At 65.3% G+C, this 10,716-nt stretch carries 12 protein-coding genes; 2 read left to right on the top strand and 10 right to left on the bottom strand.

Annotation, left to right across the window (positions count from 1 at the left end):
* Window positions 1-560: 560 nt before the first annotated feature.
* Window positions 561-2,009, top strand: coding sequence for an SPOR domain-containing protein (locus ACESL9_RS15235; protein ID WP_372612300.1), 1,449 nt, complete (start codon window positions 561-563; stop codon window positions 2,007-2,009).
* A 54-nt stretch (window positions 2,010-2,063) separates the two neighbouring features.
* Here the strand turns inward: ACESL9_RS15235 and ACESL9_RS15230 are convergent, their stop codons facing one another.
* Window positions 2,064-2,438, bottom strand: coding sequence for a hypothetical protein (locus ACESL9_RS15230; protein ID WP_372612302.1), 375 nt, complete (start codon window positions 2,436-2,438; stop codon window positions 2,064-2,066).
* Between the two features lie 112 nt (window positions 2,439-2,550).
* On the opposite strand from ACESL9_RS15230, the gene ACESL9_RS15225 reads away from it, so the two are divergent.
* Window positions 2,551-3,318: an alpha/beta fold hydrolase gene (locus tag ACESL9_RS15225; RefSeq protein WP_372612304.1), complete on the top strand. Its 768-nt coding sequence runs from the start codon at window positions 2,551-2,553 to the stop codon at window positions 3,316-3,318.
* Window positions 3,319-3,334: 16 nt separating this feature from the next.
* On the opposite strand, the gene ACESL9_RS15220 is transcribed toward ACESL9_RS15225, so the two are convergent.
* The 9 genes from ACESL9_RS15220 to ACESL9_RS15180 all read right to left on the bottom strand — a co-directional run.
* On the bottom strand, window positions 3,335-3,520 hold the full coding sequence (locus ACESL9_RS15220; protein WP_372612306.1) for a CTP synthetase: 186 nt from the start codon (window positions 3,518-3,520) through the stop codon (window positions 3,335-3,337).
* A gap of 136 nt (window positions 3,521-3,656) precedes the next feature.
* The gene (locus ACESL9_RS15215; protein ID WP_372612308.1) at window positions 3,657-4,595 is read right to left on the bottom strand and encodes a DUF1353 domain-containing protein; all 939 of its coding nucleotides are present in this window, start codon (window positions 4,593-4,595) and stop codon (window positions 3,657-3,659) included.
* A gap of 95 nt (window positions 4,596-4,690) precedes the next feature.
* Window positions 4,691-5,110, bottom strand: coding sequence for a MarR family winged helix-turn-helix transcriptional regulator (locus ACESL9_RS15210; RefSeq protein ID WP_372612310.1), 420 nt, complete (start codon window positions 5,108-5,110; stop codon window positions 4,691-4,693).
* Window positions 5,111-5,120: 10 nt separating this feature from the next.
* The gene (locus tag ACESL9_RS15205; protein ID WP_372612312.1) at window positions 5,121-5,822 is read right to left on the bottom strand and encodes an ABC transporter ATP-binding protein; all 702 of its coding nucleotides are present in this window, start codon (window positions 5,820-5,822) and stop codon (window positions 5,121-5,123) included.
* Window positions 5,815-6,588: an ABC transporter ATP-binding protein gene (locus ACESL9_RS15200; protein WP_372612314.1), complete on the bottom strand. Its 774-nt coding sequence runs from the start codon at window positions 6,586-6,588 to the stop codon at window positions 5,815-5,817. Before ACESL9_RS15200 ends, ACESL9_RS15205 begins: the two co-directional genes overlap by 8 nt.
* Before the next feature lie 103 nt (window positions 6,589-6,691).
* A complete protein-coding gene (locus tag ACESL9_RS15195; protein ID WP_372675106.1) occupies window positions 6,692-8,545 on the bottom strand; it encodes an ABC transporter permease in 1,854 nt (617 codons plus the stop codon).
* An 86-nt stretch (window positions 8,546-8,631) separates the two neighbouring features.
* On the bottom strand, window positions 8,632-9,846 hold the full coding sequence (locus tag ACESL9_RS15190; protein ID WP_372675105.1) for an ABC transporter substrate-binding protein: 1,215 nt from the start codon (window positions 9,844-9,846) through the stop codon (window positions 8,632-8,634).
* Between the two features lie 106 nt (window positions 9,847-9,952).
* Window positions 9,953-10,537: an amino acid synthesis family protein gene (locus ACESL9_RS15185; RefSeq protein ID WP_372612320.1), complete on the bottom strand. Its 585-nt coding sequence runs from the start codon at window positions 10,535-10,537 to the stop codon at window positions 9,953-9,955.
* Window positions 10,534-10,716 (bottom strand): amino acid synthesis family protein (locus ACESL9_RS15180; protein WP_372675104.1); only part of this gene is annotated, 183 nt, incomplete at its 5' end. The genes ACESL9_RS15185 and ACESL9_RS15180, both read right to left, overlap by 4 nt.

Genomic DNA, 10,716 nt, shown 5'->3' with positions numbered 1-10,716 from the left:
CGACCGCCACGGGTTGCCGGGACGGCGTTCGAGGAGAGGCAATGCGGGCGGAGCAGGCAAACCGCAAAAGCACCGAGGGCGAGCGCCGGTCCGGGGGGCGCTCCGACACCGACCGAGGGCAGTTTATCTCGCGGCGTCATCCCGCATCCATGCGGGGCACCACGCCGCCAAGCGCCAGCCCGCGGGACGGACCGGCGCTCGCCCGGCGCCTGCGGCGCTGTCCGGGCGGGGCGTGTCCGAACATCCGCTCTGCCCACACCGCTTCCATCCGACAGCTTTTGGCCTCTCACCCGACTCCGCCACCACCGGGAAACCTGCGCCCTCCCGTGACCACCACCGCACGCCCAGTTTACCGTTTCACGCAACGCTTCACCGCTCCGCCCGCGGCAGCCGGGCGGCAGCTGGATGTCAGCCGGATGTCACCCCCCGGAATCGCGGCCTGCCATGCCGTTAACCCTTTGCCCGCGGATCTGCGCTAGAATCGCGGTAAAACCGGAAACAAGCTTTACTCGCCTGGTTGTTTTTGGCACAGTCGACGCAACATCTTGTGGGGGCAAGACATGACACTTACGAGACTCTTCGCATCAGCCATCATCGCCGCATCGGTCGGGCTGGTCGCTGCCGAGGCCCAGACACTGCGCGACATCAACACCCCGGCCGAAACGCCGCCCGAGTCCTACACGGCCAAGCAATATGTCGACAGCCGCGGCTGCGTCTTCATCCGCGCAGGGATCGACGGCGTCGTGAACTGGGTGCCGCGTGTGACGCGCGATCGCGAAGTGTTGTGTGGGTATGAGCCGACATTCGCAAAATCTGGTGAGCCGGAGCCGGATGAAAGCCGGACCGCCCAGGCCGAGGAGATCACGCCTCCCACCGATCCGGAACCCTCGGAAACCGCCACGGACAAACCCGAGCCCCCCGCTCCCAAGGCGAAACCGGTGGCCCGGCCCGTCGAGGTCGAGCCCAAGCCGGCCAAGGACGCAAAAGAGAAACCCAAGCGCCGCGCCGCCGCCGCGCCCGCGCCACGGCCAGCGAAACCCGCCGCCCCGGCGCCCGAAACCAAGCCCGCCCCTGCCCCGGCCAGCACCGAGAAATCGCGCCGGGTCACCCGCAGCGCCGAGGCCACCGACTGCCCCGGCGTCACCGGCATCAGCCGTTATTACACGGGCGTCGACCGCGGTCGCGGCGTCATCCGCTGCGGCCCGCAACAGGCCGACGATGTCAAAGGCAAGGAAGTAACGGTGATACGCGGGGGCCAGCCCGTGACCGTGAAAAAGCGCGTTGCGACGGGATCGCAAAGCGATGTCGCGGCGGAATCGTCAAACGAGAAATCACCCGCCCGCCGGGTCGACGCCGCCACGCTTCCACCGGGCACGCGGATCGTGCCGCGCCATGTCTACAATCAGCAACAGGCCGCCCGGATCAAGGGCCAGAAGATCCCTGACGGCTATCGCGAAGCATGGGATGATGACCGGCTCAACCCCAAACGCGCCCACCAGACCATCGACGGCGCGATGAAAAGCGGCCTCGCATGGACCAACACCGTCCCGCGCAAGCTCTATGAACGCGACAGCGGCCGGGTCGTGACACACCTTTATCCGGGGTTGATCTATCCCTATCACAGCTATGAAGAGATGCAGGCGGCGGGCTATTCGATCTCGTCCAAGGGCAAACCGAAAGACGACCGCGCCACCACGCGCAAGGTCGTGGTTCGCAAGAAGGACGAGACCCGGGCCCACGTCTCGAGCAAGACCGCGCCGCGCAAAGCCACGGCAACGCAAGGCGGCGGCAAATATGTGCAGGTCGGCACCTTCGGAAACCCCGCCAATGCGCAGCGCAGCGCAACGCAGCTTCAGTCGATGGGCCTGCCGGTGCGGATCGGCAAGTACACCAGGGGCGGCCGCGAATACCGGATCGTCATGGCCGGTCCCCTCGCCCAGGACCAGGTCGGCGGCGCCCTCGCCAAGGCCCGCCGTGCAGGGTTTGGTGACGCGTTCGTCCGCAAATGAGAGTAGTCAGACGGGCACCCTGGGAAGAGCACCGTCTCGCCCCGGCGAAACGGCTCAGATCAGGCCCTGCCACCTGAGAAAACCAAGAACCAGCACCGCAAACAGCAGCAGGTTGAAGGCGAGTGCGCCCAACATTCCAAGGATCAGGCCCAACCGCCGATCGGCCGGGTCGATCCCGTTCAGATACTGCCGGATCCGGTCGTGGGCGCTCTGCACGCGCGCCGGGTCGATCCGGTGGCGCAGCTTGGGATGGGAGTTGAGCGTCAAGGCTTCATTGATCACCGCCGCCTCGCGATGAACCCATTTCGGGATCTGCCGCCCGGCACGTTTCACGCGCGCAGGGAACGCCCCCTTGCGCAGGCCAAGCTTCTCTTCCAACAGCGCCTCGAGCTCGCGGGCCCGTGCCCCGATATCCGGCGATGCGCGCATCCTTGACCCCCACCACATTCCAAGCAACAGACTACGCGCACGAAGGTCGGGGCTCAACCACATCGCATGATTGGTGTCTGGCCTCACCAGACAATCCACGATAACAAACCACATGCTCAACACGATCCTGCACGGCACCGAAACAGACGCTCCGCCCCTCCTGATTGCCCACGGGCTTTATGGCTCGGCGCGCAACTGGGGCGTGATCGCCAAGAGGCTGTCCGACGAGCGGCAGGTGATCGCCGTCGACATGCGCAACCACGGCGAATCGCCATGGTTCGACAGCCACGGCTATCCCGACATGGCCGCCGATCTGGCCGAGGTGATCGAGAGCATCGGCAAGCCCGCAGATGTGCTTGGCCATTCCATGGGCGGGAAGGCGGCGATGGTGCTGGCCCTGACCCGCCCCGATCTTGTCAACCGCCTGATCGTCGCCGACATCGCGCCGGTCTCCTATGGCCATAGCCAGATGCCCTATCTGCGCGCGATGCAATCCGTCGATCTGTCACAGGTCGAAACGCGCGCCGACGCCAAGGAGGCCCTCGCCGACCACGTTGACGATCCGGCGCTGGTTTCCTTTTTCACGCAATCCCTCGACATGCGCGAAAAGCGCTGGCGGCTCAATCTCGACGTCCTCGCGCGTGACATGGACAGGATCCTGGCCTTCCCCGATGACCTCGACACCCCGTTCGAAGGCCCGGTTCTGATGCTGGGCGGCGGCGAGTCCGATTACATCCGCCCCGAACATCGCCCGCGTATCAAGGCCCTGTTCCCGAAAGCGCAATTCGCGAAAATCCCCGGTGCGGGCCACTGGCTACACGCCGAGAAGCCGCGCGAATTCGAGGCCGCCCTGCGCACGTGGCTCAACGCCACCGCCTGACGGCCGCTCGCGTGGATCACTGGTTGTCGTAAACGGCCTTGGCCACGTACCAGCTGGCCGGGATGGAAATGAGATACCCGACCAGCGCCGCGATCAACAACGGCTTGAGCGTCGTCAACCCCATGGCCAGCACGACGACCATGGCACTCCCGGCCAGGGTCGCACCCAGAAACACATGCATCACCAATGCCAGAATCCACATCGAAAGCTCCTTTTCATGCATCCGTCACACGTTCATGACGCAGTCTGCCCGGAGCCGGATCGTTCTTCCTTGATCTGGGTCACGAAAAGACGGAGCCCGCCCCATCCCGGTGCGCACTATTCCGACATTTCATGCATCACGTGGCATCTTCGCCAACCGCCGCCAGGCCATCGGACGAACCGCCCTCGACGTCACCCGGGCCCACATCTTCCCCCGGTGGCCCATCCACCCCCGGGCCGTCCCCGATCCCATAGCCGGGATCTTCGCCGTGATCGTTGCCGCCCTGCCCGATCGCGTGGGCGGCGTGCCGGGCGCTTTCGCTCACGCTCATGTCGATGAAGGTCTCGATCTGCGACAGCGACGGCTGCGCCGTCTCGAGCAGATCGCGCACCTGGCGCATGATCCGCCGCAACTCGGGCTCCGGCAGGTAGCGCGCGGGCGAAACATCCTCGGATTGCGACAGCGCCGCCAGACTGCCCCGGCTCGACAGACGCGGTTCCCCCGAAAGCTCGGCGCCACCATCCGACCAGCGCGGCCCGCCCAGGTAAACCGCCGCGTACATCAGCTTGGCCTTGGTTTCGGGCGTCCCCCCGACGCGCAGCGCGTCGTAGAACATCCGGTGCACATCGCGCCACGGCGCGCCATGGAATTTCGGCCCGTCCTCGTTTCCAACCCCGCAATAGGCATCATGCACCGCCGCCGCGTTGGCGAATTCCCGACTGGTCGGTTCGCCGATGATCGAGATGAACATCTTCGGAATCGAGGCACCATCCGTCAGCGTGCGTTCGGGGGCAACCCAATCCCGCCCCCGCCCATCGACAAAGGACAGCGGCTCGGCCGTGGGATAGAACACCAGCGCGCGACGCGGCAACTGCACCGGCTCGGGGGCTAGCTTGACCGGGCTGTTCTCGAACCGGCATTCCGGTGAAGACTGGCCCGGGCACAGGGCACGCTCGGAATCGCTCGGGCCTGCCGCGGGCGGGGCTTGCGGAACGGATCGCGTTGCCAGGATCGGATCGGACAGGTCACATGCGGCCAAACCGCCCGCCGCCATCAGGGCCATCAGAATGCGCATCGAAATCTCTTCATCGGCTGGTAAATTTATCGGTTCAATGGGGACCACTAGCACTTCCAGGCTCGATGGTTCAATTCCCGACGGGACTTTGAAGTTCAGGTCATCCGCCGCAAGAGAGACAGGAAGGTTTCACGCTCCTGCGCATCCAGCGGGGCCAGCGTCTCTTCGGTCACCACGCGCCCCACCTCGACCATCCGCACCAGCAGCGCCTCGCCCTCGGCCGAGAGCGAGATCAGCATCCGCCGCTTGTCCTCGGGGTCCGGCACCGTCTCGGTCAGGCCCTTCTGGCGCAGCCGATCCGCCACGCCCTTGATCGTGGCAACGTCCATCGCCGCCAGCCGCCCCAGCCGGTTCTGCGAAACCCTGCCCTGCTCGCCGATCCGCACCAGCGCGGCGAATTGCATCGCGGTCAGCCCCTCCAGCGTATGCGCCTGAAAGATCGCCGCGTGGCGCTGGCTCGCCAGCCGCAACAGGTATCCCACCTGATCCTCAAGGCGATATCCCTCCCGTGTCACCGCCCCGTCCTCAGACCGCAAGATATTGCTGGCTGATCTCGGGATGGGCGTCGAGATCGGCGAACCCGCCCTCGTATCGCAACGTGCCCTTCTCGATGATACAGGCCCGGTCGGCCACGGCACGGGCAAAATGCAGGTTCTGCTCGGACAGCAGCACCGAAAGCCCCTCTGCCTTCAACTCCTTGATGACCCGTGCCATCTGCTCGACGATCACCGGCGCAATGCCCTCGCTCGGCTCGTCCAGGAGCACCACCTTGGGATTGCCCATCAGGGTTCGCGCGATGGTCAGCATCTGCTGCTCGCCACCCGACAACTGCTTGCCCAGGTTGCGCCGTCGCTCGGCCAGGTTCGGGAAGAGTTCGAAAAGATGCTCGCGGCTCCATTCCGGGGCATCCGCGCGCGCGGGCCGGTCGCCCACCTCAAGGTTTTCCTCGACCGTCAGATCGCCGAAGATGCGCCGCTCTTCCGGGACATAACCAATGCCCAGCCGACAGATCTCATGCGACGGCTTGCCTAGGATCGAGACCCCGTCATAGGTGATCTCGCCCGCCTTCTGGAGGACGAGCCCCATGACACATTTCATCGTCGTGGTCTTACCCGCGCCGTTGCGCCCAAGGAGTGCCACCACCTCGTTGCCACCGACGCGCAGCGACACCCCGTTCAGGATCTGCGCCCGCCCATAGCGCGCGGTCAGGTCTTTCACTTCAAGCATGATCCGCCTCCGCCTGTCCGAACGACGTGCCACCGCCCAGGTACACCTCCTGGACGAGGGCATTGCCGCGAATATCCTCGCCCGTGCCTTCCGCGATCAAGCCGCCACGATTGAGTACAAGGATGCGATGCGCATGGGCAAAGACCACGTCCATGTCATGCTCGGTGAAAAGCACGCTCACCCCGCGATCGGCGACGATCTTGGCGGTCAGTTCCATCAGCGCCACCCGCTCGCTCGGCGCCATGCCCGCGGTCGGCTCGTCCATGAGCAAAAGCGTCGGATCGGGCGCCAGCGCCACCGCAAGTTCAAGCCGCTTGAGATCGCCATAGGCCAGCTCCGAGCAGGCCCGCTCCGCCTGGTCCGCCATCGAAACCAGCCGCAAGAGCGCCTCGGCCTCGTCGCGGTAAAGCCGCGTCGCCCGGCTCAGCATGTCGAACATCCGCCCATGATGGCTGATCAATGCCATCTGGATGTTCTCGATGACCGTCATCGACAGGAATGTCCGGGTGATCTGGAAGGTCCGCCCCACGCCCTTGCGCACGATATCGCGTGGCCGCACCCCGATCAGGTCCTCACCATTCAGCCGCACGGCACCCCGGTCGGGCCGCAAGTAACCGTTCACCATGTTGAAACAGGTGGTCTTGCCCGCCCCGTTCGGCCCGATCAACGCCAGGAACTCGCCCTGGCCCAGATCGAACGAAACGTCATTCACCGCCACCAGCCCGCCAAAGCTCTTGGTCAGCCCACGCACCTCCAGCACGTTCATGCCCTGCCCCCCTGCTTCATCTTGCCCCAAATACTCCGGGGAGTGTGTCGCACCGAAGGTGCGCAAGGGCCATCGGCTGGCCCCTCAAGTTCCACCCTCGCCCTCATGTCTGCCCCTCCCGGCGCAGACCCAGCGCGCGCATGAGCCGGTCGACACCCCCCGCGACACCATCCGGCGCAAGAAGAACGACGCCCAGGATGATCATCCCGAAGATGAAGCGCCAGTAGTCGAGGCGGCTCACCCAATCCTCGATCAGCACGAAGACACCCGCGCCCAGGATCGGCCCGGCCAGCGCATGGATACCACCCAGCAGCACCATGATGAGCCCGTCCACCGACTGCCCGATCCCCAGCACGTCGGGAAAGACCGAGCCCTTGGAGAACGCGAACACCACCCCGGCCAGCCCGGCCATGGTGCCGGCCAGCGCGAAACCCATCCATTGATGGAATTTCACGTCCATCCCGATCGCCTCGGCGCGCACGTCGCTGTCGCGGACGCCGCGCAACCCGTAGCCGAAGGGCGAATGGGCCACCCGCCGCAGGAACCAGATGCCGCCGATGCAAAGTGCGAAGGCGACATAGAAATAGGCCTGGTCGCTTGTCGCCCAGGACGCCGGCCAGATGCCGACAATGCCGTCATCCCCACCGGTATATTCCTGCGACTGGAACGTGACCCCCCACAGGATCTGCGCGGCCGCGAGCGTCAGCATCGCGAGGTAGACCCCCGAGAGCCGCACGCAGAACCAGCCAAAGAACAGCGCCGCCACGGCCGCCGCCAGCGGCCCCACAATCATCGCCGGGATCATCGGCAACCCCAGGTAACTCACCGCCATCGCCGCGCCATAGGCGCCGACCCCGAAATAGGCCGCGTGGCCGAAACTGACCATGCCGCCCAGCCCCATCATGAAATGCAGGCTCACCGCGAAAAGCGTAGCCACCATCAGATCGACCAGCAGGATCGAGGCGAAATCACTCGCCACAAGCGGGCTTGCCGCGAGTGCGAAGACCAGCGCCATGAGCACAAGCGTCGCGCGCGACGACATGAGCCGCAGCGGCTGTTCGGGTTCGGTCGGCGCGCCGTGGCCGCTGCCCTCCTTGCCGAAAAGTCCATAGGGTCGCACGATCAATACCACCGCCATCACCACGAACGGCAGCACGATCGAGATCTGCGGATAGACGAGCACCGCAAAGGCATTGAGCACCGAGATGAGAACCGCGGCCACGAAAGCGCCCGACACGCTGCCCATGCCCCCGATCACCACGACGACAAAGGCATCCCCGATCACCGAAAGGTCCATCTGAAGGTTCACCGACTCGCGCGGGATCTGGATCGCCCCGCCCAGCCCGGCCAGCGCCGCGCCCAGCACGAACGTGGCCGAGAAAAGCCACGCCTGGTTGACGCCCAGCGCGCCGACCATCTCGCGGTCCTGCGTCGCGGCACGCACCAGAACGCCCCAGCGGGTGCGATGGAACAACAGCCAGATCGCGGCCAGGACCGCCGGTCCGATCAGGATGAGCGCAAGGTCATATTGCGGGATCGGCTCTCCCATGATCCGCACCGCGCTGCTCAACCCCGGCGCGCGCGGGCCCAGCTTGTCCTCGGCCCCCCAGATCGCCTGCGCTATGTCCTGGATGATCAGCACCACGCCGAAGGTTGCGACCAGCTGGAACAGCTCCGGCGCGCGATAGATGCGCCGCAGGATCGTCATCTCGACGACGAGCCCCAGAAGCCCCACGATCAGCGCCGCGGCGATCACGCCCCCCCAGAATCCGAGGATGCTGCCGGGAAACAGCGCGACAATGGAATAGGCGAGATAGGCCCCCACCATGTAGAACGAGCCATGCGCGAAGTTGACGATCCGCGTGACCCCGAAAATGATCGACAACCCGCAGGCGATCAGAAACAGCGAGGAGGCATTCGCCAACCCCGTCAGCAATTGCGCGACATAAAAGCCCATGCGGCCCGTCCCCCGTCAGGATACTGTTCTTATGCGAAAAACCGGGGCGGCGAACACCACCGCCCCGCAGGTTCTTTCGATCCGCCCTACTCCGCAGGGCGCATCTTCGCCGCCTCTTCTTCACTGGGCAGGTAATTGGCCCCGTCGGCATAGAACCAGTCGACCATCTTGGGCTTGCCATCGACGAGCGCGGTGGTCCCCACATAGGCGCCCATGGTCGCCTGGTGATCGGCCGCGCGGTAATAGAACGGCCCCGTGGGCGAACTGGGCACTTCCAGCCCTTCCATCGCCGCCAGCATCGCCTCGGTGTCGGTCGACCCGGCCTTTTCCAGCGCCGCCTTGATCGACAGGACCGAGTTGTAGCCCACGATCGAGCCGGTCTTGGGCGCCTCGCCCCAGCGCTCCATGTAGGCCGCGCCAAAGGCTTCATGCTCGGGCGTGTCGATATCCATCGAAGGGTATCCGGTCACGATCCAGCCCTCCGGCGCCTCGTCACCCAGCGGATCGAGATACTCCGGCTCGCCGCTCAGCAGAGAGACCACCGGGCGATCCTCGAACAGGAAGCGCAAGCTGCCCTGGCGCACGAACTTGGCCAGATCCCCGCCGAAGGTCACGTTGTAGATCGCGTCGGGCTTGGACTGTTCCAGCGCGCGCACCGTGGACCCCGCGTCGATCTTGAACAGCGGCGGCCATTGCTCGGCCACCCATTCCACATCCGGCTGCAGCTTGGTCAGTTCGGATTTGAACGCCGCCACCGCATCCTTGCCATAGGCATAGTTGGGCGCCACCGTGGCCCATTTCTTCTTGTCCAGCTTTGCCGCCTGCTCGGCCAGCATCGCCGCCTGCATATGCGTCGAGGGCCGCAAGCGATAGGTATAGCGGTTGCCCTTCGACCACACGAGCGCATCGGAAAGCGGCTCGGAAGCCAGGAAGAAAACCTGCTTCTGTTTCGCGAAATCCGCCAATGCGAGGCCGATATTCGACAGGAATCCACCGAACAGCATCACCGCCTCGTCCCTGGAAATCATCTCTTCGGCAATGCGGATCGCCGTGGACGGATCACCGGTATCGTCGCGGCTTATGATCTCGAGCATCGCACCGTTCACACCGCCCGCCGCGTTGATCTCTTCCATCGCCAGCGTCCAACCCTTCTTGTAAGGCTCGGTAAAGGCCGGCAGGGCAGTATAGGAATTGATCTCGCCGATCACGATCTTTTCCTGCGCCTGCGCCGCCGCGGGGATCATTCCCAGCATCGGCAGCGCCGCCAGCGCGCCCACAATCTTGCGTCTCATCGGTTTCATGTTCACGTCTCCCGGTTGGTTCTTTCGCTTTGGTCTGTCCGTTGGTTGCTTGGTCTTCTGCGGTATCCCGCGCCGGATCTCCGACCGTCCCGCCTGCTCTTTCGCTCTACCTCAATCCATCCTTGCCCTCGGCCTCCTCGTGGCGCAAGCCACCAACGCGCGGCATGGGCCGCCCGCTGTCGGTCACCGCCACGGCGACCATGATCTCGCCCGCGCGCGGCGCGTCGTTCATCATCACCTCGATCCCGTCGAAATGGCTGCGCACATAGGCCGCATCCTTGTGCCCGAGCGGCACGTCCAGAACCTGCCCCGGGCTGCCCATCTTCTTCGACGACGGCACCAGCGCCGCGCCCTTTTCCACCGCCGCGCGCAGCGGTGCGCCCAGTTTTGGGTGCAGGATCGCGGCGGCATGTTCCAACTCGCCCGCCTCGCCCACCATGGCCGACTTGCCATAGCTCTCGGCCGCGCACGGCTCGATCCCCAGCGCCTTCACGCAACGCTCGCCCAAAAGCCCGCCCAGTTCCGCGCCGATCTCCATCAACTCCGACAGGTCCTCCTCGTAGCGCCCCGCGAACGGGTTCTCGATCACCGCCACGGCCACCGCCTTGCGCGTGGGCGGGGCGATCTCGCGCCCCATCTCGCGCTGCGTCTCCTCGACCGTCACGGCCAGCTTCCTGATCTTCGCCTTCATCTCAGCCCGTCCTTTCCCTCGATCTGTGACGCTTCAAGACCACCGGCCCGCGAATGCACCCGCGGCCCATCGGTCATGACAAGGATCAGCGCCATTTCATCGGCGCGCGGCGCATCGTTGCATCCCACCTCGATACTGTCGAAATGGCTGCGCACGTAAGAGGCCCGGATATGCGTCAC

Source organism: Aquicoccus sp. (assembly GCF_041686535.1).
Taxonomy (GTDB): domain Bacteria; phylum Pseudomonadota; class Alphaproteobacteria; order Rhodobacterales; family Rhodobacteraceae; genus Aquicoccus.
This window is presented reverse-complemented; position numbering and strand designations above follow the sequence as displayed.

Coding starts and splice junctions, on each gene's coding strand:
- ACESL9_RS15235 (WP_372612300.1), top strand. CDS start 561: ATGACACTTACGAGACTCTTCGCATCAGCCATCATCGCCGCATCGGTC.
- ACESL9_RS15230 (WP_372612302.1), bottom strand. CDS start 2,438: ATGCGCGCATCGCCGGATATCGGGGCACGGGCCCGCGAGCTCGAGGCG.
- ACESL9_RS15225 (WP_372612304.1), top strand. CDS start 2,551: ATGCTCAACACGATCCTGCACGGCACCGAAACAGACGCTCCGCCCCTC.
- ACESL9_RS15220 (WP_372612306.1), bottom strand. CDS start 3,520: ATGTGGATTCTGGCATTGGTGATGCATGTGTTTCTGGGTGCGACCCTG.
- ACESL9_RS15215 (WP_372612308.1), bottom strand. CDS start 4,595: ATGCGCATTCTGATGGCCCTGATGGCGGCGGGCGGTTTGGCCGCATGT.
- ACESL9_RS15205 (WP_372612312.1), bottom strand. CDS start 5,822: ATGCTTGAAGTGAAAGACCTGACCGCGCGCTATGGGCGGGCGCAGATC.
- ACESL9_RS15200 (WP_372612314.1), bottom strand. CDS start 6,588: ATGAACGTGCTGGAGGTGCGTGGGCTGACCAAGAGCTTTGGCGGGCTG.
- ACESL9_RS15195 (WP_372675106.1), bottom strand. CDS start 8,545: ATGGGCTTTTATGTCGCGCAATTGCTGACGGGGTTGGCGAATGCCTCC.
- ACESL9_RS15190 (WP_372675105.1), bottom strand. CDS start 9,846: ATGAAACCGATGAGACGCAAGATTGTGGGCGCGCTGGCGGCGCTGCCG.
- ACESL9_RS15185 (WP_372612320.1), bottom strand. CDS start 10,537: ATGAAGGCGAAGATCAGGAAGCTGGCCGTGACGGTCGAGGAGACGCAG.